The following is a 25,862-nucleotide window of genomic DNA, read 5'->3' as shown; positions in this document are numbered from 1 at the left end:
GTCATATTGATGTGGGGTCTGCGGATAATAGCCGTGGAAAGTTACAAGTTGAGCAGAACTTAAATCTGAATAGTGGTCAATTCATCAATCAAGACGGTCAAATTCTAGCTGGAACAACGTTACTGATTAATAGTGGAGACATCAATAATCAGCAAGGGAAATTATTATCTTCACAAGATATTGCGATACAGGCACAAAATATCAATAACCGTGATGGACAGGTTCTGGCGAATCAGGATGTTGATATTCAAGCAAAATCAATTACTGCGGACGGTGAATTAGCTGCGGGTCATGATTTAGCTTTGACTTTAAAGCATTCATTTACGACACAAAATAACATCAGTGCAGGCAATCAATTATCGATTGAGACTGCTGGAGATTTGATTAATAGCACTGAATTACGTGCAGGAAATAAACTCAGCCTTCAAGCACAAACCATTGAAAATACAGCAAATGGTCGTTTAGTTGCGGAAAATAAAATTCATATTGGCAGTGAAAATTTAATTAACCGTGGCGAAATTAATAGTAATGGTCAAAGCTTCATTGAAGTTAACCAACAGTTAAATAATATTGGAACAGGTAAAATTTATGGTCACCATGTTGCGATCGCAGCAAATGAATTGATTAATCAAAATGAGATCGTTTCAGACGTAGATAAAGCTGCTGTGATTGCCGCACGTCAACAACTTGATATTGGTGCGCAACAGATTAGCAATAAAGAAGGTGCTTTGCTTTCAAGTGAAGGCAATATGGTGATTGCAGGTCAACTGAGTCGCACAAAGAATGCAGAAGGTCAGGCGAAAAATTTAAATAATCATAGTGCCAAGATCGAAGCTGGAAATGACCTAACCATCAATAGCCAAGTTGTCCGTCATACGAATCAACACCTTAAAACAGAAATTAAGGAGGTTGATCGCCAACATATCATTGAATATGAAGTACAAGGTCAAAATAAACGTTATGCAGCAGGTAGCCAAGAAGAATTAGGGTGGGGGATTAAAAGAACTGACGAAAATGACCATATGGTAACGCCTGATGGCATCTGGCACGAAAACTGGCATAAATATGATTACGATAAAATCACAGAGCAAACGCAAGTGATTGATTCTGCACCTGGGCAGATGATTGCTGGCGGTAATATTAAAATTACGGGCACGTCGCTGTTAAATGCGGACAGTCAAATTCTGGCAGGAAAGACTTTAGTCGTCTCGGTTGATGATTTAGTGAATCATGAAACATTGGGTCAAACTATTGTGACGGATCAGGGAACCCTGCATAGTTATTGGCGTGAGCATCATAGCGGTGCAGATAGTACAGGACATGATACATCCTCATATCGACCAGCTCCGATGATGACTGATTTAAATTTGGGTATTTTTTCCTATCAAGAACATGCACAGATACAAAATAACTCAGGTTCGACTGAAGCCTTAAATATTTCATCAGCCTATCAAGATGGTATTGGTATTCGAACGGGTGATGTTAACACTACTTTACCGAATAGTAGTTTATTTAGTGTTAATCCGAACAATGGTCAATATTTAATAAATACTGATCCAAGTTTTACCAACTATAAAAAATGGCTGGGCAGTGATTACATGCTGCAAATGTTTAATAGTGATCCACAAAACATGCACAAGCGTTTAGGGGATGGTTACTATGAACAAAAATTGGTGAATGACCAAATTGCTAAACTCACAGGCCAAGTCTATTTAGACGGCTATAACAACCTTGAAGATCAATTTAAAGCATTGATGGACTCAGGGATGAGTGCAGCCAAAGAGATGAATTTAAGCGTTGGGGTTGCCTTAAGTGCTGAACAAATTGCGCGTTTAACCACTGACATCGTTTGGTTGGTTGAGCAAAAAATCACATTAGCAGATGGCCGTGTAGAAACAGTATTGGTGCCACAAGTCTATGTTCGGCTACAATCTGGCGATATTAATGGTTCAGGGGCATTGTTAGCTGGGAGTAATACCGCACTCAATGTGACCAATCATTTAGAAAACAGTGGCACGATAGCCGGACGTAATGCACTGGTGATCCAAGCTGATCGTATTGATAACCTTGGTGGACGAATCACGGCCAATCAGTTGTCTGCGAAGGCCAATACGGACATTAATAATGTCAGTGGGGTGATTGATGCTAAACAGCAATTGTTCTTAGATGCTGGGCGCGATATTAATATTGTGACCCAAACAAATACCACTAAAAATGAGCAAGGTTCAAATACACATTTAAATCGCCAAGCAGGTGTGTATGTGACAAATGCAGAGGGTGAAGGAATACTTTCACTCAAAGCAGGTCAAGATATTCATTTGAAAGCGGGTGTCATTTCCAATGCAAGTCAAGAAGGCGTTACGCAACTGGATGCGAAGAATAATATTCATTTAGGCACGGTAACCGTTGCGCAACAACAAGAAAATATTCGAGATGCGAATAATTACGTCAAACGTAGTGAGTCTGGTGAAGTTGGTAGTCAAATTCTGGCAAATAATGATATTCAGCTCAAAGCGGGTCAAGACATTCAACTTCGTGCATCTGAAATTAATAGTGGCCAAGGCAATGTTGTTGCACAGGCTCAGAATATTAAAGTTGAATCTGGTGAATATACAAAAACAGCAGATGATGCGACACAAAGTAATAGTAAAGGCTTACTGAGCTCATCGACTTATACCTATAAAGACAGCGCTTCAAATACTCAAGCGGTTGCGAGTGTGATTGGTGGCAAGAATATCGCTTTGCAAGCTGAACAAGATATTGGAATAAAAGGCAGTCATGTTATTGCCGATCAAGATACGCAACTTACTGCTAAAAATAATATTAGCATCGAGTCAGCAACAACAAGCTCAACAGAAGATCATTTCTTTAGTAAAGAAAAATCAGGACTCTTTAGTAGTGGTGGTATTGGCTTTACGGTGGGTAAAGTCAAAGAAAGTACTGATAATGAAAATCAGAGAAAAACCAGTACTGCTTCGACCGTAGGGAGTTTAAATGGTAATACCAAAATTGTTGCAGGGAAAAACTACCAACAAACTGGCAGTACAGTCTCAGCACAAAATGGTGATGTGAATATTATTGCACAGCAAGTCAATATAGAAGCTGCTGCGGAACAGCAACAAAATGACTACTTGTATGAACGTGAGCAAAAAGGGTTTACGCTTGCAGTGAATATTCCTGTCGTTGCTGCGATTCAAACTGCTGTCAACGCAACACAACAAATTGGAAAAAGTAAGAATGATCGTGTCAATGCAATGGCAGCCGCTAATGCTGGATTTGATGCGTATAAGGCTGGTCAGTCGCTTGCACAGTTAAAAGATGCAGCAACAAGTGCTCAAAATTTAGCGGATGCAGCCAATGTCAGTGTTAGTCTGACCTATGGTGAGCAGAAAGATACTAGCTTTAGCCATACCGAAAGTACTACAGGTGCATCAAGTCAAGTTTATGCCGGTGGAAAAACCAATATTATCGCTCATTCCGCTACTGCTACATCTTGCGAAACGGCAGAGCAGTGTTCTGCTGATCGTTCCTCAGGTGCTGGGGAGCAATCGGATATTAATATTGTGGGTTCAGATGTATTGGGTAAACAAGGTACAAATTTAATTGCAGACAATGATATTAATATTAAAGCTTTTGAACAAAATAGTGTAGAAGAGTCTGGCAATAAGAGTCAGGGATGGAATGTAGGTGTTGCGGTTAGTTATGGTAAAAGTGGTTTGGCACTTGGTGTAACAGCAGGCGGTAATTTAGGAAAGGGTTCAGATAATGGCGAAGAAACCAGTTATTTGAATAGCCATGTTGGTTCACAAGAGAGTCAAACGGTTATTAATAGTGGTAATGCGACCAATATTATTGGTGGTCAAGTACAAGGCAAAGGCGTAAGCATTACAGCTAAAGAACTGAATATAGAAAGTTTACAAGACAAGGCAACGTATGAAGCTAAGCAGCAGAATATTTCAGCACAAGCAACAGTAGGTTATGGTGCATCTGTTTCAGGCAGTTTTAGTAAATCAGATATTGATGCCAACTATGCATCGGTGAGTGAGCAATCAGGTATTTATGCAGGTGATGATGGTTATCAAATTAAAGTCCAAAACAATACGAACTTAAAGGGCGCCATTATTACTTCAACTCAAAAAGCAGAAGATGCGGGTAAGAATGCATTGAGTACGGGAACACTCACCGCCTCAGATATCAAAAATGTCAGTGAATATGATGCTAAAGGGATTGGTCTAAGTGGAAGTATGAGTGTTAGTGGGGACCGTCTTGGTCAAAAAGCACCTTCACAAGAACAAGGTGTAGTATTGAACAATGAAGGGAATAGAGGATCAGGTACATCAGTTGGTTTAGGGATTGACAGTGAATCTGATAGTAGTGTGACCCAGAGTGGTATCAATACCAAGAATATTAAGATTACAGATGAGCAAGGCCAACAAGCATTGACTGGACAAAGTGCAGAGCAAGCCAAAGAAGCCATTCACACTAACATCACCACAGACAATGCTAAAGAAAATAGTGGTGTACTGAAAAACAACTTTAATAAAGACAAAGTCTTAAGTGAGATTGATTTACAAGTGGATGTGACACAGCAGTTTGACGCAAATCGTCAGGAAGTCAAACAACAGTTATATGCAGTAGTTGATCAAAAAAAAGCAGAAGCTACAGCAATTAGAAAAGAAAATGGTGGTTATGATACTGATGTATCAAAACAGCTTGATCTAGAAGCAAATAAGTTAAATGAGATTACTCGCTGGGTTGATATTGGGTTAGGTGCTGTTTGGGGGCTTGGAGATACAACAGCATTAACAGGAATGTATTTGACAACCCAAGCTGATCGGGTACAACGAGCAATAAATACACCTAACGAAATGTGGTTTCAGACATGTAGTGCACCAAATGAAGAATGTCAAAGCAGACAAATTTTTTCTTTAGACGATTTAACACCAGAAGAAAAATTACAATTACAGATTGATAAAAGTATAGTGACTATTTCCAATCCTGGTATTTTTAATGATCGGGATGATGCTTTAAAAAATGCATCAAAACAGAATATAACTAGTACCAATCAATCGGGCATTGTTGTTGTAATGAATCCTCCAACAGGAAAATATGATAGTTGGTGGATAACAACTTCATTGGTATCAGAGCTTATGTATGCGGGTTATGATAAATTTAACGATATCATTGGTGGATATTTACCACTCAGTAATTCCGAAAAATTAAATCAAGATTTATATAATTACGCGAAATTAAACTCTCAGACTTATTTTGAAAATAGAAATCCTCTGGAATTAGATTTGAATAGCCATAGCCGAGGTGGTTTAACCTCAAGTGTTGCACTACAAGATTTGAACAACAACCAAAATATATTAGGTATTCCTATTCGCCAGTCGAGATTCGATGGAACTGCCACAAATGTTCAAGATTATGCAAATCAATTGTATAAAAATGGATATATTTCAAAGGATGGTTATTACAGTAGTGCATACTCAGCAGTTCATAAGTCAGACCCTGTAGGTTCTATTCCAGGGATATTGGGTGGAAATCAGCGATTGCCAGGCAACTGTTTCTGGTGTTATTCGCATAGCAGTTATTTTGCAGAGATTCCACCTCAGCAAATAAGAGTTAATGGTGAAAAAGTAGATAATGAACTTTATAAAGATTATGTTAAAAAATGGGGAGAAGTCGATGCTAATAACCCTATTAATAAATCAGCACCAGTATTAATTAGACCCAATGTAAAGGGGGCAGAGGAGAAATATTTTAATGAAAAACCTTATTAATTTTATATTTATTTTACTATTAAACACATCCTTGACTGGTTGTGGAGTGTTATTTGCAACAGGAAACTGGTGGAATAATGATTATGCACCTTATGATGAAATATGGGTGCATCCTAAATTAGAGAAAGATGAAGCACGTAAAATTAGAATTATATGTTCAGATAAAGCTGAAGAGGAAGTTAGTGATGTCAAAAATTATCAAAAATTATCAAAATCTGAAAAAGATAAACTTTTTGAGAAATTAAGTCCTGATAAATACAAAAAATATAACGTATTACAAGAAAACTGTTATTTAGATAATGGATTTAAGTTTTATCCTCGTGGCATAAAAAGAAATCATCCAACAGTTTGTTTTGGTGAAAGTAAAAAAATGCCAGGTTGCCAATCAGTATTTGATATACCTATACTTTAATAAGGACAATAATAATGAAAAATGTTAAATATATTGTTGTATTGTCGATGAGTATTTTATCTGGTTGTTCAGTTTTAAGTGATTGTTATTACCAAGACTGTGCAATACACCCAGATAATTTTAAATATTTAACAGCAGATGAACAAAAGACATATTTGAAAAAATGTAAAAGTCCTCCAGAATTTAAAAAAATAGAGCCAATTACATAAATTTTTTGATCAATTTAATCAAGAATGGGCAAATAAATGCTAAAAAACAGATATAAAAACATAAGCGAAGCAAGAAATTAATAAAAAACTGGATGAAATTAAAAAAGAATATGCGGATGTCCTTGAAAAAGAGAAAAACAATCTGGTTTTAACTGATCAAGATAAAGAACAACTCAAAGCGTACTATCAAACGGTAGATAACTACCAAAAGTTAGGATTGGTTTTAGACACTGTTGCAGCTGGCTTGTCTACACCGACCAATAGTGTTACGGGAATTGGTGTAGCGGTACTCAGTCCAACAGCAAGTTATGAGGTCGGTCAGTACTTTAAAGAGCTGGCAAGTAAAAATGCAAATGGCGAATTGACAAGTGGGCAAGAAACAGCGCATATCTTTGCACATGGTTTATTGGGTTCAGCAGTTGCAGCCGCTGGCGGTAATGATGCATTAACTGCCAGTTTATCCGCAGGTGGAGCAGAAGCCGCAGCCCCTATCTTTTCACAATACTTATATGGAAAGAAACCAAGTGATTTAACTGCGGATGAGAAAGGTACAATTAGCTCAATTACAAGTTTGGCTGCATCAGGGATTGGAGCGAGTACTGGAAATATTGGTTCGACAGTGCAAAGTGGGCAAGTGGCTCATAATGCAGTGGAGAATAATGATTTTTTATTGGAAGTTCAATTTGCTTTAAAGTATCCCAAAATTGCTTTGCAAATAGGAGGAATACAAGATCCTTCAAGCATACTGAATCCAAACATATCTACTATCGCATCTACTTATCAATTAAATTTATTAAATCCAGATGAGTTATCGAAATTAGGTTATGCAAGGAATGACGTTCTTGGTGAGGGCGGTTTAGGTAATGCACTACGTCATACATTATGGCAGGCGTTAATAACTAAAAGTTTTGGCCCAGATATTGCCATAGAAGTTGGTAATGCACATGAAAGCAGCGGTGGAACAAATTATAATCAAAAGACTGGATTAAGTTTAAACAAGGCTGATGAGTTAGCAGATCAACTTAATAACCAAATTGGTAGAAGTTTAGGCTTACAGAATTTGGATAATTTTGATTTAGCAAAAAAAGCCTTAGATATTTATGCAAATCAAGGGTTGTATCAGGTAGTGAAGAATTCTAATGGTACATATGACTCTCAGAGAGTAAAATTAAATACGGAACTTTATGAAATTTCGAATAAAAATTTAAAAAACTTAGATCAAACAGGTGCAGGATCTACAGTTCAGAAAAAACGTCAAATTTTAAAGGAAAACGCTAATTTCCCACTTACTATTGGGGGGACGCGATATAATGAAAAATAAATTATTTATTATTTTATTTATTATAGTTGGATATCTTATTTACTACTTGGTTATAGAAAGGCGATTTAATAGTGATTTATTAATGAAAGAACAGTCTTCAATTATAAAACTTTCAAGTTTGACAAACTTTGATTGGGACACTGCAGAACTATCTACCTCAAATGAAGACTTTGAAAAAATTACATTTTATAAAAATGGAATAGATGTATATAGAGAAATAATTAAATTAAATTTTGATGATGGATATGAATCTCAATATTTATTTGAAAGCAATAATAGAAAAGATGTTGCTTCAAATTATAAATGTTTTTATACATCTTCAATACGATTGAAAAAAATAGAAAAAATAAGCGAAGGGAAAGTTACGTTCTATATTTATGAGCCTATAGGATGTGAACCTATTAATTAAGATTTTCTGGTTCTGTCGCATTAAAGTCTAGATCAGCTATATTTGGATTTTATAGGAGCTGAATATGTCGAGCCTTTTCTAGATATTGTTGATCCTAGACAAAATAATGAACATAGATTCCCTCGGGAATTTTGTTCGCTAAAATTAGCAAATTAAATGTCCATTTTTATAGGAGCTAATACATATGAAGTTGACCCATTTTAAAATAGTAATATTTCTTACTTCAATTCTACTATTTGGTTGTACAACAAATGCTAGTGATAACAACTTAGTTCGATTTTTGAATGATGGTTTTATTTATAATGAAAAAAAATAGATGATGGGCAAAGTTGTTCAGGTGAGGCAAATGAAAAGTATCCTAATTTAAAACCAGTAGATAGTGTATGGCTTAATTATTATGAGAATTGCATGAAAAAGAAAGGTTATTAACTATAAAATTAACCCATTTTAAAATAGTAGTATTTCTTACTCCAATTCTACTATTTGGCTGTACAACAAACGATAGATAATAGTCTATTAGTTCGATTTTGGAGTGATGGGTTTATATACTGAAAGAGAAGGTGCTGATAATAGAGAGTGCTTACATTTTGCCAGTAAATATTTTCTTGTTCAATCAGCTTTCGGAGATAATAAAGATTGGCATAGGGTACATGATAAGTGTATTCCTGAAAGAGGTTATTGTAATGATTTATAATAAAAAAATTGTATTTGACACTATATTAAAGGATAAAACAAAAGACTCTCCATATGACAAAATGTCTGGTCTAACAGGTGGATCGCAAATGATTGGAGGAACTTTAGGAGGTATCCCTTATAAAAATGGGGGCTTTGTAGATTTCTTAATTGAATCCTTTGCAGGTACTCATGATTTATTGGGTGGACAAATATGGGGGTGGTATGGAAAAGATGGAAATACTTCAACAAATCGAACAGAGTTTGAAAATAAAGCCTCTCGCATAACGACAGTTGTTGCTATACCTGTATCAGCACCCTTTGCGTTAGCAGATCTAGTTTCACCAGATGTTCTACAGCTAATAATAGGATTAGGGAAATGAAGTTAGTCAATATAATTTGTCTATTATCTACATTGCTTTTAGCAAGCTGTATTCCAATACGTGTGGTTCCTAAATATAATCCGGATACTTATAACGGTTATAAAGTAATTCAGGCATACCAAAAGAAAGAAAGTATAGGTCATACAGATGTAGAACAGAGAAAAAGGGATGTATTTGAATGTGGGGTACGAAATTATAATGCTGGGAATCTTGATCTAAGTGCGCAATTTCCAGATATGAAAGATGAAGATATTATACCAAGGCGTATTAGTATAGATAACTGTATGAAAAAAAAGGGTTATATTATAAGTAATTATGAAAGTTGCACCTTGAAAGGAAAACCGACAGGGTTTTGTAATTAGGTTATAGGGAATAGATAAAATGTATAAATTAATGATATTGCTACCTAGTTTTTTATTGGCTGCCTGTAGTACAAATTCCAATTTGGCACCTGTTAACCCGATTTATAAAGCAGATATAAGTGATTTAAATAGTATGAGTGACTGTAAAGTGATTCAGGAAAATATTGAACAATCACAAACGGCTTTAGCACATTATAAAAAAAGTAAAAGCCTAAATACATCAGCGAACGTACTTTCTGGAATTGCCTCAGTTTTATCGCTAGGAACAGACACAGCAGATTATGTTTCGAATACAGATTTAAATAATGGCATTTTATCTTATGAAAATAGACTAAAACAATTAGAGGTTTTGAAAACTAAATATTGTGATTTGCCAGTGCAGTAATCATGATACGAATTTGAGAATACATCGAGAGTAATAATAACCCGAATCCTGCTTAAGCCGATGACTTCATAATTTGAATTGTTAGCTTATTTAAATGAGTGAATTGATATGCACATAACGAGGCATAAATTCCACTTAGAAATCCATGAATACTACGTACTTTACTCGTGACCAAATTGTATTGCCCTTTCAATAAGTTGAATAAAGTTTCTATCTTGTTACGTTGTCTTAAGTGATATTCATCTGACGCAGTAAACTGCATTGTCTGCATGTTAATAAATCAGCACCAATATTAATTAGACCTAATGTAAAAGGGGCAGAGGAGAAATATTTTAATGAAAAATCTTATTAATTTTATATTTATTTTGCTATTAAACACATCCTTGACTGGTTGTGGAGTGTTATTTGCAACAGGAAATTGGTGGAATAATGATTATGCACCTTATGATGAGTTATGGGTACATCCTATTTTATCTAAATCTGAGGCAGAAAAAATATCACTTAATTGTTCTGATTATTCTATAAATTCGGTAATAGCTGTTGAAAAATTTAGTGAAATTTCTTTGGAAAAGCAAAAAAATATTATTAAAAATTTGACAAGTGAAAATAGTAAGAATATTTCTAAAATTCGTGAAAACTGTTATTTAGATCATGGTTTTAAGTTTTATCCTCGTGGCATAAAAAGAAATCATCCAACAGTTTGTTTTGGTGAAAGTAAAAAAATGCCAGGTTGCCAATCAGTATTTGATATACCTATACTTTAATAAGGAAAATAATAATGAAAAATGTTAAATATATTGTTGTATTGTCGATGAGTATTTTATCTGGTTGTTCAATTTTAAGTGATTATTATTACCAAGACTGTGCAATACACCCAGATAATTTTAAATATTTAACAGCAGATGAACAAAAGACATATTTGAAAAAATGTAAAAGTCCTCCAGAATTTAAAAAAATAGAACCAACTCAATAAATTTTTTGATCAATTTAATCAAGAGTGGGTGGAAAAATATTAAAAAATACTAATACTTAGTTGTATTATCGATTTCATCGATGAGCATAGCAACCACAGAAATAAAGTATCATGCTAATCGGTAATACTTTCTAAAATTAATTTTGACGATATGAATCTATGAATCCTTTAAGCAAGAATTTTTTAATTTATGGTGTAAGTAAAGGGCTTGGTAAAGCGATTATTCAATCCATACCTGAAGCGCATGATATTATTTATGGCGTATCTCGATCTGCTCCTATTCAGATGGATAATTTACACTGGATTGAAGCAGATTTATCCTCCAGTGAAACTGCAGTTCATAAAATCAAAGAGATCATCACTGATAAAAAAGTAGATGTTTTGATCTATAACGTTGGTATTTGGGAAACAACTGCTTTCACAGAAAGTTATGATTTTGAAAAGATATCCTCATTTGAAATTAATCAAATGATCAGCACCAATATCACAACTTGTATACAATCACTTCAAACCTTAATTCAAAATTTAAAAGTATCACGTAATGCTAAAGTCATTCTTATTGGTTCTACGTGGGGGGTAGAAAATCATAACGGAAAAGAACTTATATTTTCAGCGACAAAATTTGCATTACGAGGTATTGCTGAATCCTTAAGAGAACTATTACGTCATGATTTAATAGGGGTAACAATCTTAAATTTAGGATATCTCGCGACAGAGTACGACATAGAAATACCTGTAGATCATGTTTTAAAAGAAACAGAACACACTCTAATTCCCTTAGCAGATGTGATTCAAGCTATTAAGTTTATTATTTCTACTTCTAATGCAAGCTGTGTTAAAGAAATTTTAATGCCAGCCATGAAAGATACCAATATGTAAACGATTTAATATCAACAGAATATACGTTATAGCAAATTTAAAAAATTAGACGACCTTTTTGTTGACATACGCTCATCACTTTCGCATAGCTCCTTGCGAAACTCGTTTCTCAGGGATAGGTGACTTCCTCACGGATTTCACTTGCTTTCTGCTTTTCACAGGGCGACCTTTACCGCATCTTCCCTCCACAGACAAAACGGTATGTCCTACCGCCAAAATGTTGCGAGAAGCATTAATATCTACATTCTCGCTAAAACTACAACTGACACACTCAACCTTCGCCTGAGTTTACCTATTTTCTTTTGCAACATGACTACATAAGCGACAAGTCTAACTTGTATACTTAGGGTCTACTTTGATACGTAAACCCCTTCGTCATTCTTGCTTGTACTTCAACATATCAACAAGTTTCAACCATTCTAAATCAACGCTGATCAGTGTTAAATCTCATGATACTGTTAATACAAATTTAAATATATTAGGCAATATACTGGTACTAAGACATATCGTGTTGTCGATGAGGGACTATCTCAAGAGAGTATGACCATTTATTTATCTAAAAATCATGACTTAATTGCTCATATATATTTTTTGCTATTGTTTATGTATCAGTTTTTTATTATTTTCAATCACTAACCCGAACTATGTTAATCACAATACAGATATTTTTTGGTAAAAATCCAGATTTTTATCAGTATAAAAATTAAAAAAATAAATTTTAAATGATTGAAAGTTAACTCATTAGACGAATAATATCAAATTAAACTGATGATTTTAAAAGAAAATATTTATAGAGTGTCCGGGTGAATAAAACAAAAAATGTCCTAAAAAGTTAAATTTTACTTTTTTCTAAAAAAAATGAGAGAAAATTTTATGAGAAATCTTATTTATACCGTGGTTGTAGCTGGGATGTGTGGTACATCCATTCATGCTGTTGCAGCAAATCATACCGTTTCTCTTGGTTATGCACAAATAAATGTAAAGAATTTTAAAAATTTAAAAGGTGTTAATGCACAATACCGTTATGAAAATCAATCGCCTTGGGGGGCTGTAGTATCAACGACATATGCATCTGCAAAAGAGGGTATTCATATAAATGATGACAATGAATATTTTAATTCTGAAAATAAAGTAAAGTATTTTTCAATTTTAGCAGGTCCATCATATCGTTTTAATGAATATCTAAGTTTATATACCTTAGCGGGATTAGCACAGGGCAAAGAAAATTATAATTCCCAGAGAATGGTCAATACAACACAATATAGTAAGTTTGGAACCAATAAGAAAACTACATTCGCCTATGCGATTGGCGTTGCTATTAATCCTGTAAAAAATATTGCTGTCAATATTGGTTATGAAGGAACTCGTTTTAAAACTGAAGGTGAAAGTATTAAATTTAATGGCTTTAATATCGGCCTCGGTTATAAATTTTAAATAGAGTTAAATCTATGATTTAGAAGGTGATTGATGTCATTATTCAATCGCCTTTTTTAATATGTAACATATTGAGCATTATGCAAAATTGATATATTACAGTTTAACTTTGATTGATGAGATGTTTTAAACTTTCCAGAGTTTGATTTACAGTCATCTAATCAAGCTAGATATCCACGCAGAGGATAATATACTGATCAAAGCGCTATGTTATCAAAGCAAAACCTACTTTTTGTCAGAAATTAAGCTTAAAGAAGGCAGTCCTGTAGATGATCAAGGCGATATAATGTGCTAAAACTACCACTCTTTAGCGATTAGACAAACAGCATTGAAATATTGCTGGGCGGATCAATCTCAATCAACAGCCTAAGTTAGCATTACCTGCTTTAACGGCTAGATAAAGAGAAATATAGTGATTTAAAGCTTATATTTATTAATTCTAATAGCAGAAATGATTCTATATTGATATGAATGATGATGTAATTAGCTAAGTTAAATGGCTTGTTTAAACATGTGTTTAAGGCACTATGTTGAAGCTATTTTGTATATTTTTTCATGATATATAGGACGGTTTTCCCTGATTCCGAACTGATTTTGCATTTAGCCTGTATTTTTTGCATTCGTGATCGTATGCTGCGCATTCCTACACTTAGACCTGCTTTTTCCACAGCAACCGTATCAAAGCCAATACCATTATCCTCAATATATAAAGTCAACATCCCATCCATATCAAACTGAAGCTTGATATAAACTTGAGTGGCATAGCTATGCTTAACGATATTGGTTAGTGCTTCTTCTAACACCCGTTGATATGCAAAACAATCTGGAATATTAACTTCAAATAGCCATTTTTCAGGTAAACTCCAATGAAGATTAATATCCAGTTCATCAAATAATTGATTAAATCTATGACGAATAGGTGCTAACCAAATCACGGGTGTTTCTGGACATTGAGTATTCAAACTTGCACTGGTATCAACAATTTGCCGTAGATCATCACGTAAATGTTTGAGCATAGACAAGACCTGATCCTTATTTAATAATTTTTCCTCTTTACGCTCAACCAGTGACATAGAATGTAGTAAAGATCCGCCAAGGCCATCGTGTAGGTCATGAGCTAATTTAATTCGTTCCTGTAACTTAACATTCTTAAGTTCTAGTTGATGTGTTTTCTTTACAGATGCCAGTAATTCAGCTTTTACGTTTAAAACGGTAGATTTAAGTGTTTGATTAAAGCGTTCAATCCGCTTCATACTATCTGTCCAACGTAATGCAAAAATAATGGCAAGAATGATGGTGGTAAAGGGTGAGGTATAGGGTGACAATAAAGTGCCATCATGCATCAACATATGCCAACCATCATGCATGCCGATAGGAAAATAGATGAGTACCATCACTGCTGCGAGTAACATGGTGTCTAATCGTTTAGATTTAAATGCAATCCAAGGAAATGTTAAACAATTTATCATATAACAGCTAAATGCCATGATAAAACTAATACTCAATAACGGTTTTAGATAAGTATCCGGTACAACGATAATTAATAATATATCTAAAGCGACGATTAGCCAGTATGATCGTTCAAGTAATTTAAATTTTCTATCAGCGAAACGCCAAGTATAAAGGCAGCTTGTCCATGTAAATAAGAGAAAAACGATATTATGAATACGTTCAATAGAGATATTATCTAAAAATAAAAATGGCTCTACTAACAGATTTTTTCCAATATAAATAATCCAAAAAAATGTACAAATGCTATACCAAATAAAAGCTTTTTCCGTAGGTCTAAAAATCCAGATTAATAATGTTAAAATGGCAAGTACCAATTCAAAAATAATGCTGTAGATCTGGCTCCCTCTTTTTTCAAACCATATACGTTTATATATAGGTTCAATTTTAGAAGTCTCTCCAATCAGAACTTCACCAATACCTGAATTAATCAGTTGGTCAGGTATTACTCGAATTAAAATTTCATTTTCACCCTGTTTTAGCCCTGCAGGAAGTATGATCCATTGCCGTGGCATGTTCCAATGCATCGATAAAGGATTTGTCAGTGATTTACTTTGCCAGAGTAAGTTTTCATTTACAAAAATTTGTCCAGCCATACTGATTGAAGCAATCATCAGTGAAAGGGAGTTTTGCTGTTCCTTAGGACATTGATAATTCCATTTTATACGATACCAGACATTACCCTGATAATCTGGCCATCGTTCTTGCCATTGATCGGGTAGACTTTTGACCTCAGACCATTTTCCTTGAATCGGTAAACCTATGGCGGAGGGCCTTATTTCCTTGGCAATTTGAACTGTACGTATTTCAGCGACACATACTCTATTTTGCGATTGCATTTTAATCGGCTCATCTTCTACTTGAGCCGAAAAACAAACAGTACTGATCAACAAACATAATGTTAAAAAACATTGTAAAAGTATTGATTTTCCATGTTGTTGTGCAAAGTAAAATAATATAGACATTATGCTAGAGAGGAGCTTGTTTTAGTACACAAAATAGAGTTAACACCAGATAACACCCTGATAGTTAAAAAATCACAATGATCATAACCTGAATCTTGTTTAGACCCATGACTATTTAATTGGAATTATTGATTTATTTTGATAATTTGATTGATATTTGTACTATGAGTTGCACAAATGAGCATAGCCTTTAATGAAAAGATCGAAAGCTTATTTATGATTAAATCATGTTGCGATCTATGATTATTTTAATATTTAGACTGATGATTTAATGATTTTAATCAAAATAACATTTAAAAATGAATTATAGTTCATAAAATTAAATCAATAGGTTATTGATAGATATTAAATTTATTTAAAAATAAAACCGACCTTTATATGACGATCGGTTTTATTAAATATTAGTGATCTATTCGAGTAAACGCTTGTTCAGGTGTACCCTTAACTAAATGATGTCGACTATAGACGATATAGTAAATAATAAATGCACTATAAATTGCTGCAGACATTAACCATACTTTAATATCAACCATTAAACCTGCAATAACAGCAATAATGGCCAGTAGCAATGCAAAAGCTGAAGTGTATATACCACCAGGTGTCCGATAAGGGCGTTCTAATTCTGGACGGGATAATCGTAGTTTAATATGAGAAAGCATCATCAGGACATAGGAAATCGTGGCACCAAATACAGCCATTAAAATCAGTAGATCTCCTTCACCTGTTAATGATAACAAAAAGCCTATTATACCCGGAATAATAATCGCCATAGTTGGTGCTTTATTTTGATTGGTGAGAGATAAAAATCGAGGTAGATAGCCTGCTCTGGATAAGGCAAAGACTTGACGTGAATAAGCATAAATAATGGAGAAAAAGCTGGCAACTAGTCCAGCAAGACCTACAAAATTAACAAAGTGAGTGACCCAAGCATTTTTTCCATAAATTGTACTTAATGCATCGACTAAAGGCGCACCTGAGTTTTGAATAAAATCTGCACCCACCGCACCTGTACTTAAGAACAGGATTAATAGTGCAAATGTAGCTAAAATTAACATTGAACCAATCAGACCGCGGGGTAAAGATTTAACAGGATCTTTCGCTTCTTCAGCAGCTAGAGGAACACCTTCAACTGCTAAAAAGAACCAAATTGCAAAAGGTACTGCTGCCCAAACACCCATATAGCCAAAAGGTAAAAATGCAGTTGCACCAATATTGTTACTGACTTGAATATTAAATAAATTATTGATATTAAAGTAGGGTAACATTGCAGCTAAAAATACCACTAATGCGACACAGGCAATCGCTGTAATCACAAACATAATTTTTAACGCTTCACCTGCACCTTTTAAATGAATAAACATAAAAAAGGCATAACAAAAGATATAGATCATCCATCCATTTAAGCCAAATAACATTTCACAGTAATTTCCAATGAATACTGCAATTGCGGCAGGGGCAATCGCATATTCCATGAGAATCGCTGTACCTGTTAAATATCCACCGAATTGACCAAAAGCAACACGTGCAAAACTATATCCACCACCTGCTGTTGGAAGCATGGTTGACATTTCAGACATAGTCAGGCTCATACAAAGATACATGATTGCAACAACAACTGTGGCGATAAATAATCCACCCCATCCACCTTGGGCAATACCAAAATTCCAGCCAGCGAAATCTCCAGAGATAACATAAGATACACCTAACCCAATTAAAAGTAGCCATCCAACAGCTCCCGTTTTGAGCTGACGTTGTGCGAAATATTGGTTATGGTCTATGTGTTGATGATCACTCGATACGATATCCTTCATTTTTATCACTCATTGTTTTAAATGCGTGTGATCAATATTAATTAAATTATCTATATAAACTTGACAACAAATCATCTTCGTTGCTTGTTGAAGTCAAGTTGTTCTTTTTTTTCTTCCATAAGATCAAGTCTATCTACTGACTAAAACCTCTTATAAAGAAGATAAGGAACACTTTATGACTGTTCAACAAAACGAATATTTAAGCCGTCAGCAATTAATTCTGTTGGCTAAAAAGGCACTTGGCGCATATGCAAATGAATACCAAGGTGAAATTTCACTACTCTGTCAGTCAGAAAATGCGACATTTTTAGTCAAGACGCCATCACAACGTTTTGCACTACGTATTCATCGTCCTAATTATCATTCTTATATTCAAATTGAAAGTGAACTCAATTGGTTGGATGCATTGCGTGAACATGGCATTGCAGTACCACAAGCGATTGAGTGCCAGCAGGGTAAACGTGTTCAAACCATGATTGTGGATCAAGATACAGTCCGTTATGGCGTATTATTTCACTGGATTGAAGGTACAATGCCGACAGTAACCAGTATTGATCCTCAAGACTTTAAACAACTAGGACAAATCACTGCTCAATTACATCAACATAGTCAGACATGGATCAAACCAGATCATTTTGATCGTATTGTTTGGAATCATGACACCATGTTGATGCCTAACGGACATTGGGGCGATTGGCGTCATGCTCCGCATTTAAAAATGGATGACTGTAATATTGTCGATGAAGCGATTACTCAAATTGCGGATCAGCTCGACGCTTTTGGAAAAAGTGCTGATCGTTATGGACTCATTCATGCCGATTTACGTTTAACTAATCTTTTATTCAATAAACATAAAGTTGGTGTGATTGATTTTGATGATTGTGGCATGAGTTGGTATTTACATGATTTAGCCGCAGCGATGAGTTTTAATGAACATTATGCTGCAGCTCCATTTTGGATGGATGAGTGGCTAAATGGCTATGAAAAAAATAATCATATTACACAACAAGAATTTGCCATTATTCCAAGTTTACTCATGCAACGTCGAATACAGTTAATGGCGTGGGTTGGCTCACATGCCTATACTGAAATGGCTAGGAGTCTAGGTGAACAATGGACACAAGAAAGTATTCGTTTATGTAAAAAATATTTGAATAATCAGATTCCTATAGGGATTTAACTGTGAGTAGTATCTTGTCAATAATATGGCATAGCTCTTGCATTAATGAGATTGATAAAATATTCAGCAGGCGCTATATATGTTACATCTCCCTCATCATTCTTCACATCAACCTCATTTGAGTAATCAGGGAGTTTTATCGGCTGCTGCTGCAGGTCTAAGTCATTTTATTGATACCAAAGGTGCCGATGTTGATCGTGTTTTTGGAATCAGTGGTATTGATCCAGATCTGCTATTAAGTCCTACCCTGAGTTTACCCTTAGCAAGTTATTGTCAGGTTTTAGAACATGCAGCCAGAATTTCTCAATGTGACAATTTTGGTCTGTATTATGGACAACAATTTCAACCTAAAGCACTGGGATTAATTGGCTATATTGGTCTGTGTTCAGCGACTTTAGAAGATGCACTTAAAAATATGACCCACTATTTTCATTTGCATCAAAAAGATACTTTATGTCAGTTTTATTGTCATGATGGACATTGCCAATTTAATTATCAAATACAACATGGCGCGATTATATTTCGTCGTCAAGATGCTGAATTGACATTAGGGATGTTTATGAATGTTATTCGTGAGGTTTTGGGGGCACATTATGCACCACGAGCAATCCATTTTGAGCATCCTCGACCTGAGTTCTGGCAAGAACACAGCAAGTTATTTAATGCGCCAGTATACTTTGACCAACCCTATAATTCGATTATTCTGAGTAAAAGTGATTTACAAGTACATATGCCACAAGCGGATCCTTTTTTGCTGACGATGATTTTAGATTCATTGAAAATACTCAATATTCAATCTCCCGAACAGAGTTTGATTAATCTGGTACGTTCACAAATTCAATTAGACTTGGCACAGGGTGAACCGAGTCTAGAGCGTGTTGCTGAGCATCTTAAACTGAGTTCCTGTACATTGGCTCGTAAATTGAAATCTCATCAACTGACTTTTACACAATTGATTGATCAAGTACGACTAGAGCTGGCTAATCATTATATTCAACAAAAAAACTTACCTATTTCTGAAGTTGCATTTTTATTGGGCTATTCCGAAGTCAGTGCTTTTTCTCGTGCATTTAAACGATGGTTTGGCTGTACGCCTCGGCAACTTAGACATTAAATATCATGATAAAAAAGCCTGTAATACACAGGCTTTTGATTTAAAATAATTTATTTTAGTTTTTCTAGTGACTGATCTAAAGCACCGACTAACCAGTCAATATCTTTTTCTTGAAATACTAATGGAGGGCGCAATTTTAGAACATTACCGTAGGGACCAGCGACAGAGGTTAATACACGATGTGTATTTCGTAGCTCCTCAATCACATCTAAAGCCAGTGCTTTATTGGGTGTTTTAGTTTCACGATCTTTAACTAACTCAAAACCAATAAATAATCCAGCTCCTCGAACATCTCCAATACATTCATGTTTTGCCATTAAATTTGATAATTCTTTTAACAATAAACCACCTAATCGTTGGCTATGTGCTTGTAAATTTTCCTCTTGAATGGTCATTAATACTGCTTTAGCCGCAGCCATAGCAACAGGATTACCACCAAATGTATTGAAGTAAGGGATTTTTTGGCTAAATGCAGCTAAAACATGATCTTTGGCTAATAGCCCCGATACTGGTATTCCATTTCCCATGGGTTTTCCAGTGGTGATAATATCGGGGATAATATCATGTCGAGCGAAACCCCAAAAAGAATCACCTGTACGTGCAAAACCTGGCTGCACTTCATCTGCGATAAAAACACCTCCATGCGCATGTACAACATCTATAGCTTGCTTGAGAAAGCCTGGAGGGTTGGGCATAACACCATCAGACGAAAAAATAGAATCTGCCAAAAATCCTGCAAATTTAATGCCTTGAGCATTCATATCATCAATTTGGGCTTGAATTTTCTCAGCAAACCATGACCCTAAATGCTCATTTTCAATTCGATATTGATCTGGCGCAGGTACTAAACGTGTGCTATTGGCCAGTGGTTGTCCTGTACCCAAGGCCGGTGAGCAACCTGAAGTTAAATCACTGGTACCATGATATGCTTCTTGAGTAACAATAATACCAGTACCCCCAGTGTATTCTCTGGCAATACGAATCGCCAAATCATTGGCTTCTGAACCAGTACACATATACATTGCTTTATTAATTTCACTGGGTGTAGTTTTGAGAAGCTGATCGGTATAATCCAAGATGGTTTCATGTAAATAGCGTGTATGGGTATTAATGCTGTGCATTTGTTGATTGACTGCTTCAATTACTGCTGGATGACAGTGTCCAATACTGGCAACATTATTATAAACATCCAAATATTGATTGCCTGAGGCATCCCAAAGGTACTGTCCTTTACCTTTGACCAAATGAACAGGGTTTCGATAAAATAATCGGTAAGATTCACCTAAAGTTTGACTGCGTCGATCTGTGAGTTGACGTATTTCTGTATCAAGTGCAGCCGCATGTTCCTCACGAAAACTATTGGTATCCATGATGGTTGATCTGGTATTCATCAAATACTCCTAAAGGTGTTTTCAAATGATATTTTTCTAAGTCCATCATGATTATTTATGCGCTAAGGAACTTGACTTTGCATTACATTTTGCAGGCTTTGAAGTCAAAATTGCGCTATTTAAGTGCGACGAATAAGGTGGATTAAGTTTAAGTTCTGTAGTCATCATATCAGCGAAAAAATGGCTGATACCCATACATTAGGGATAAAATTTTTTATTTTTTGCAACTAAATTGATCAAGCATGATTGAATAGTATGAGCAGAACTATTGTGTTCTCAATGATCAATGAGATAGACGGCAACACGGATTTTGGCATCAGGTTGTCTTTACAGCAAAATATAAGAGCTATAAATTATAAAATACATAGAGACGGATATGATCAACTCAATGTTATTCAAAGATAGAAATAATTAAGCACAGTAAAAATTAATGGCTAAGTTTATTGATCAACTTAGTATATTGATTATCGCTATATCATGGATGAAAGCAGTTCAATTTATGGATTGTGCTGTATCGATAAAGCAACGAGGATGTCATGCTTTTACAACAAGATTTAACGGCCACAGAATGGACACTGTTTACTGAACTATTGTGGAAATTAGGATCAGAAAAAAAGCAGGATGATTTACGTCGTAATATTCTTGCTGATATTACACGTTTGTTACGAGCAGATTTTGCGGCTTCTTATATTTGGGATGAGAAAACTCAATTATCCAAACACGGTCTCTTATGGGAGATTGATCAAAAAGCATTACATGAATATGAGCGTATTTGGCAACATGATGATCCAATTACCGCAGCTTTAAGGCAGTGTCAGAAACCGACTTTTGTGCAGGAAGTGATTACATTCGAAGCATTGAATAAAACCGCATATTATCATGAGTTTTTAAAGCCTTATGGTTTATATCATGGTCTGAATGTTTACTTTGTACGTGATGGTGAGGATATTGGTGATCTACGTATTTGGCGTGCTGCAGATGCACAGATGTTTACTGGCCGAGAAAAAAGAATTTTAAATATTTTAGAACCTTATATTCGTCAGGCATTACCAATGCATCACATAAAAGCTGATGTGCTAACACCGCGTGAACGTGATGTTGCTATTTTGGTTGCAAAAGGATTAAGTGATAAAAAAGTTGCATGTTTACTCAATATTAGTTTTACCACAGTGAGAACGCATTTGAAAAATGCAATGTATAAACTAGGCTGTCATAATCGTACGGAAATGGCGCGATTATTATTTTATCCCGAGGCTCCTTAATTTTGAGGATAGGCACACTGAGATAGCTTGTATTACATTCTATAATCCATGATTTAAATGGATTTAAACCGATAATGTTAATTGAAAAAGTCAAAAAAGATATGGATCAATTTGTTGATTTATTTCGCTTATCTGCCTGCGATATCGCATGTTTAATTGGTGAAAAAAAAATTTCTTGCCAACAATTGGTTGAATTATATTTTGCAAATATTGAGCAACAAGCAGCACTAAATGCATTTATTAGTCTGGATAAAAATGCGGCCTTAAAGCAAGCTCAGTTTTGGGATCAACAGCTTTTAGCAGGAGAACAGTGTCCTGCTTTGATGGGTGTTTTAGTGGCTGTTAAAGATAATATTCATGTCAGTGGATTTCCAAATAGTGCGGGTACACCTGCGTTATTTAATTTTATACCACCAGCATCAGCACCAATCATTCAAAAATTGGTTGACCAAGGTGCTATTATTGTTGGTAAAGCACATATGCATGAATTAGCATTTGGTGTTACAGGTTATAACACCGCGATACCGATGAATGGAGTAATTGGCACACGTAACGCACATAATCCACTATATATTGCCGGAGGTTCTTCATCTGGCAGTGCTGTGGCTGTTGCTGCTGGTATGGTTCCGATAGCCATTGGCACTGATACGGGTGCTTCTGTCAGATTGCCTAGTGCCCTGAATGGTTGTGTTGGCTTTCGACCTACGGTTGGTCGATATCCTCAACAAGGTATTACCCCGATTTCGCATACCCGTGATACAGCGGGTATCATGGCACATACTGTTGCTGATATTGCGTGGATGGATGCGATTATTACTGAAAAACCAATCGCTATCGCCAAATCTGTGACCACAATAAAACTTGGTATCTGCCGTTATTTTTGGGAGAATTTGGATCAAGCCGTTGCTTTGCAAGCACAGCGTGCATTAGATGTCCTCACCAATGCGGGGATTGAACTCATTATGGTGGATTTACCTGAATTAGAAGATCTTAATCGGCAAATTTCATTTCCAGTGGTTGTTTATGAAGCTAAATATGATTTAATCAAATATTTACAACAATATACCGAATTAAGTATTGATGAGGTTGTTGCACAGATTGCCAGTCCCGATGTTCGTGATATATTTGAACAGTATGTTTTGCCAGAAATGGTGATTGATCAACAGCAACAAGTACCAGTATTACCGCATTATCAACGAGCATTGCACGATGCTAGGCCGCAGCTTTTGGCATTATATAAGAAAATTTTTTCTGAAAATCAATTAAGTGCATTAATTTTTCCGACTTCTCCAATTGTTGCACCACTGGCAAATCAACAGGCGAGTTCAATGGAAAACTTTCAACGTTTGATTCGTAATACAGATCCAGGCAGTAATATTGGACTGCCTGGATTGAGTTTATCCATTGGTCAGGTCGCATCATCTAAACTTTCTATAGGGCTAGAGATAGATGGGTTACCATATAGCGATCATGATATTTTAGCGATAGGCATGACATTAGAGTCGATTCTTAAAGATTTATAATGATATCAGTTGAGTCGAGCATCATCTTTAGGCGATGTTCGGCTCAAAAGACGTCAATTTAATAATAGTGACTAATCCGCATAAAGTAAAAATCATCATCAAGAGTCCCATATTTAATAATGGAGTACCATGTAAAAAGTTTAAAATGACTCCACCCAATAAACCACATGCAAATTGAGCACTTCCCATAATTGCACTTGCGGTTCCTGCACGCGCGCCTTGTTGTGACATTGCCAAAGCCATGGCATTCGGTCCTGTAAAACCAATTCCAGCAACGGTCATAAACAGACCAATCATTAATAATGTAAACGGCAGACTTGAGAAATATCCCACGATAAATACCATGATAGCGCCACTGGCTTGAATATAGCCGCCTATTTTCAAACGTTGTTTTACATTAAAATGATTTGCCAGCCGTTTATTTAATGATGAAAGTAGCATGATACCGAAGGCATTAAAACCAAAGATATAAGCAAATTGCTGCTTAGGCATATGAAATTGATCCATAAATACTGCTGCAGCTGAACTGATATAACAAAATAATGCTGCGCCAGTTAAACTACCTGCAAGCATCGGATTAAGAAAGCTTTTATCTTTTAAAATAGCAGCATACAATGCCAGAACCTGTTTAAAATTTAATTTTAAACGGCGTTCAGCAGGTAATGTTTCTGTAAAGAAAAAATGAACAGATAACAAACAGAATATGCCAACAGCACTTAGAAAAATAAAGATATCTCTCCACTGAAAAATATTTAAAATCAGTGCACCGAGCATGGGTGCCAGAATAGGCGCTAATCCCATGACGATCATCATACTGGCAAATGCTTGTGCCGCAGCTTGCATATCTAATTTATCTCGAATCGCTGCACGTGCAATCACTACACCTACACAGCCACCTAATGCCTGTAAAATTCGAGCTGCGATTAATGCCCAATCATTGGGTGCAAAAACGCATAATAAACTTGCAACAGTATAGAGCATCATCCCAAAATACAGCGGTTTTTTTCGACCTAGCCGATCACTTATCGGTCCATAAAACAATTGTCCAATGGCAAGACCTAAAAAATAGGCAGGTAAGGTATTGGCAATTTGTTGTGTACTTACACCAAAATCTTGTGCCATGTCAGGCAATGCGGGTAAGTACATATCAATTGATAATGGTCCTAATGAGGTAAACAATGCCAGTAAAATAATCCATGCTGTTGAGTATTGAGATTGCTCCATATCTTTAGTCATAATGTGCTTTGAGATCGATAGTAAAATTTATCAATAATTTTATACAGATGCAGAGGATGATACAAAGCAATCTTGGCTTTAAATGATATAATTTTTTAACGATAACAGCATAAAACTAGCAATATAAATACAGAAAAAAAAAGACCAATTCCATACTTTTTGTATCAAACTTATATTGATCTAAACAGCATTATTTTAAAAAAAAGTAGTGAGCGTGTTCTGGCGCATATCTAAAATCATCGGCCATATGGCTAGAGATCTTGGATCGTTAATTTTAGATATCAAGCTGCTGCAAAATACATCATATTACAACATGTAATGAATCTTTATCGTGGATCAGTATTTCTGATAAGAATTGAATAATTGTAATGATAAAGTGTATTTAAATTTACAATCGTGACTAAAACTAAACACTAAAGCAACTTTCTTTAAATATGATGCTAATTAATTGCATATGATCTATCATATTCTTTAGATTAATTAACCTGCCATATATCTTAAATTTTACCAATAGATCGATTTCTGTCTCATAAAATTATACTTTAGGTGTATTCTTCGATATTCTACTTGCTAAAAGCTGTGTCTTTGATTTACTTAAATCATCTTTATTATTTATGAAAATACCGTTTTAATGATTTATCGATGTTTG

At 35.2% G+C, this 25,862-nt stretch carries 19 protein-coding genes and 3 pseudogenes; 16 read left to right on the top strand and 6 right to left on the bottom strand.

Annotated features, from left to right (window positions below; all coding sequences use genetic code 11):
- Window positions 1-2,429 precede the first annotated feature (2,429 nt).
- From QSG86_RS16710 to QSG86_RS16100, 8 genes and pseudogenes are all read left to right on the top strand, one after another.
- Window positions 2,430-4,802: pseudogene (locus QSG86_RS16710) on the top strand (hemagglutinin repeat-containing protein); the annotation flags it as partial.
- Between the two features lie 964 nt (window positions 4,803-5,766).
- The gene (locus QSG86_RS16130) at window positions 5,767-6,195 is read left to right on the top strand and encodes a hypothetical protein (RefSeq protein WP_317032421.1); all 429 of its coding nucleotides are present in this window, start codon (window positions 5,767-5,769) and stop codon (window positions 6,193-6,195) included.
- A 14-nt stretch (window positions 6,196-6,209) separates the two neighbouring features.
- The gene (locus tag QSG86_RS16125; protein ID WP_317032420.1) at window positions 6,210-6,404 is read left to right on the top strand and encodes a hypothetical protein; all 195 of its coding nucleotides are present in this window, start codon (window positions 6,210-6,212) and stop codon (window positions 6,402-6,404) included.
- Between the two features lie 217 nt (window positions 6,405-6,621).
- Entirely contained in the window at window positions 6,622-7,725 is a 1,104-nt protein-coding gene (locus QSG86_RS16120) for a VENN motif pre-toxin domain-containing protein (RefSeq protein WP_317032419.1), read from the top strand.
- On the top strand, window positions 7,715-8,134 hold the full coding sequence (locus QSG86_RS16115; RefSeq protein ID WP_317032418.1) for a hypothetical protein: 420 nt from the start codon (window positions 7,715-7,717) through the stop codon (window positions 8,132-8,134). The genes QSG86_RS16120 and QSG86_RS16115 overlap by 11 nt, the downstream gene beginning before the upstream one ends.
- Before the next feature lie 683 nt (window positions 8,135-8,817).
- On the top strand, window positions 8,818-9,189 hold the full coding sequence (locus tag QSG86_RS16110; RefSeq protein ID WP_317032417.1) for a hypothetical protein: 372 nt from the start codon (window positions 8,818-8,820) through the stop codon (window positions 9,187-9,189).
- On the top strand, window positions 9,186-9,551 hold the full coding sequence (locus QSG86_RS16105) for a hypothetical protein (RefSeq protein ID WP_317032416.1): 366 nt from the start codon (window positions 9,186-9,188) through the stop codon (window positions 9,549-9,551). The genes QSG86_RS16110 and QSG86_RS16105 overlap by 4 nt, the downstream gene beginning before the upstream one ends.
- Window positions 9,552-9,570: 19 nt before the next feature.
- Window positions 9,571-9,936 (top strand): hypothetical protein, encoded by a 366-nt coding sequence (locus QSG86_RS16100; protein ID WP_317032415.1) that lies wholly within the window; start codon window positions 9,571-9,573, stop codon window positions 9,934-9,936.
- Window positions 9,937-9,988: 52 nt separating this feature from the next.
- Here QSG86_RS16100 and QSG86_RS16095 read toward each other — a convergent pair.
- A pseudogene (locus QSG86_RS16095) lies at window positions 9,989-10,195 on the bottom strand (IS982 family transposase); the annotation flags it as partial.
- 76 nt (window positions 10,196-10,271) lie between these two features.
- Between QSG86_RS16095 and QSG86_RS16090 the strand changes: the two are divergent.
- The 3 genes from QSG86_RS16090 (at window position 10,272) to QSG86_RS16080 (ending at window position 11,788) form a co-directional block, all read left to right on the top strand.
- On the top strand, window positions 10,272-10,700 hold the full coding sequence (locus tag QSG86_RS16090; protein WP_317032414.1) for a hypothetical protein: 429 nt from the start codon (window positions 10,272-10,274) through the stop codon (window positions 10,698-10,700).
- Between the two features lie 14 nt (window positions 10,701-10,714).
- On the top strand, window positions 10,715-10,909 hold the full coding sequence (locus QSG86_RS16085; RefSeq protein ID WP_317032413.1) for a hypothetical protein: 195 nt from the start codon (window positions 10,715-10,717) through the stop codon (window positions 10,907-10,909).
- Window positions 10,910-11,068: 159 nt separating this feature from the next.
- Window positions 11,069-11,788, top strand: coding sequence for an SDR family oxidoreductase (locus QSG86_RS16080; protein WP_317032412.1), 720 nt, complete (start codon window positions 11,069-11,071; stop codon window positions 11,786-11,788).
- Window positions 11,789-11,897: 109 nt separating this feature from the next.
- Here QSG86_RS16080 and QSG86_RS16075 read toward each other — a convergent pair.
- A pseudogene (locus QSG86_RS16075) lies at window positions 11,898-12,205 on the bottom strand (zinc ribbon domain-containing protein); the annotation flags it as partial.
- A gap of 456 nt (window positions 12,206-12,661) precedes the next feature.
- Here QSG86_RS16075 and QSG86_RS16070 point away from each other — a divergent pair.
- Window positions 12,662-13,222, top strand: coding sequence for an Ail/Lom family outer membrane beta-barrel protein (locus QSG86_RS16070; RefSeq protein ID WP_317032411.1), 561 nt, complete (start codon window positions 12,662-12,664; stop codon window positions 13,220-13,222).
- A gap of 536 nt (window positions 13,223-13,758) precedes the next feature.
- Here the strand turns inward: QSG86_RS16070 and QSG86_RS16065 are convergent.
- Window positions 13,759-15,696 (bottom strand): ATP-binding protein, encoded by a 1,938-nt coding sequence (locus QSG86_RS16065; protein ID WP_317032410.1) that lies wholly within the window; start codon window positions 15,694-15,696, stop codon window positions 13,759-13,761.
- A gap of 401 nt (window positions 15,697-16,097) precedes the next feature.
- Window positions 16,098-17,507 carry an ethanolamine permease gene (gene eat / locus QSG86_RS16060; RefSeq protein WP_317032409.1) on the bottom strand — a complete coding sequence of 470 codons (1,410 nt, stop codon included), beginning with the start codon at window positions 17,505-17,507 and terminating at the stop codon, window positions 16,098-16,100.
- 175 nt (window positions 17,508-17,682) lie between these two features.
- On the opposite strand from eat, the gene QSG86_RS16055 reads away from it, so the two are divergent.
- Together QSG86_RS16055 and QSG86_RS16050 are read left to right on the top strand one after the other, a co-directional pair.
- On the top strand, window positions 17,683-18,687 hold the full coding sequence (locus tag QSG86_RS16055) for a phosphotransferase enzyme family protein (protein ID WP_317032408.1): 1,005 nt from the start codon (window positions 17,683-17,685) through the stop codon (window positions 18,685-18,687).
- Window positions 18,688-18,766: 79 nt separating this feature from the next.
- Window positions 18,767-19,801, top strand: coding sequence for an AraC family transcriptional regulator (locus QSG86_RS16050; RefSeq protein WP_317032407.1), 1,035 nt, complete (start codon window positions 18,767-18,769; stop codon window positions 19,799-19,801).
- Between the two features lie 50 nt (window positions 19,802-19,851).
- Here QSG86_RS16050 and QSG86_RS16045 read toward each other — a convergent pair whose 3' ends face one another.
- On the bottom strand, window positions 19,852-21,192 hold the full coding sequence (locus tag QSG86_RS16045; protein ID WP_317032406.1) for an aspartate aminotransferase family protein: 1,341 nt from the start codon (window positions 21,190-21,192) through the stop codon (window positions 19,852-19,854).
- Window positions 21,193-21,728: 536 nt separating this feature from the next.
- Between QSG86_RS16045 and QSG86_RS16040 the strand changes: the two genes are divergently transcribed.
- On the top strand, window positions 21,729-22,454 hold the full coding sequence (locus QSG86_RS16040) for a helix-turn-helix transcriptional regulator (RefSeq protein ID WP_317032405.1): 726 nt from the start codon (window positions 21,729-21,731) through the stop codon (window positions 22,452-22,454).
- A 74-nt stretch (window positions 22,455-22,528) separates the two neighbouring features.
- A complete protein-coding gene (iaaH, locus tag QSG86_RS16035) occupies window positions 22,529-23,977 on the top strand; it encodes an indoleacetamide hydrolase (RefSeq protein ID WP_410487485.1) in 1,449 nt (482 codons plus the stop codon).
- Window positions 23,978-24,004: 27 nt separating this feature from the next.
- Here iaaH and QSG86_RS16030 read toward each other — a convergent pair whose 3' ends face one another.
- Complete coding sequence (locus tag QSG86_RS16030; RefSeq protein ID WP_317032404.1) at window positions 24,005-25,213, bottom strand: multidrug effflux MFS transporter; 1,209 nt, start codon at window positions 25,211-25,213, stop codon at window positions 24,005-24,007.
- Window positions 25,214-25,862: the final 649 nt, after the last annotated feature.

It is taken from the genome of Acinetobacter sp. SAAs474, assembly GCF_032823475.1.
Lineage (GTDB): Bacteria > Pseudomonadota > Gammaproteobacteria > Pseudomonadales > Moraxellaceae > Acinetobacter.
Note: the sequence above shows the minus strand (reverse complement) of the source record. Positions and strands in the feature narration are given on the sequence as shown.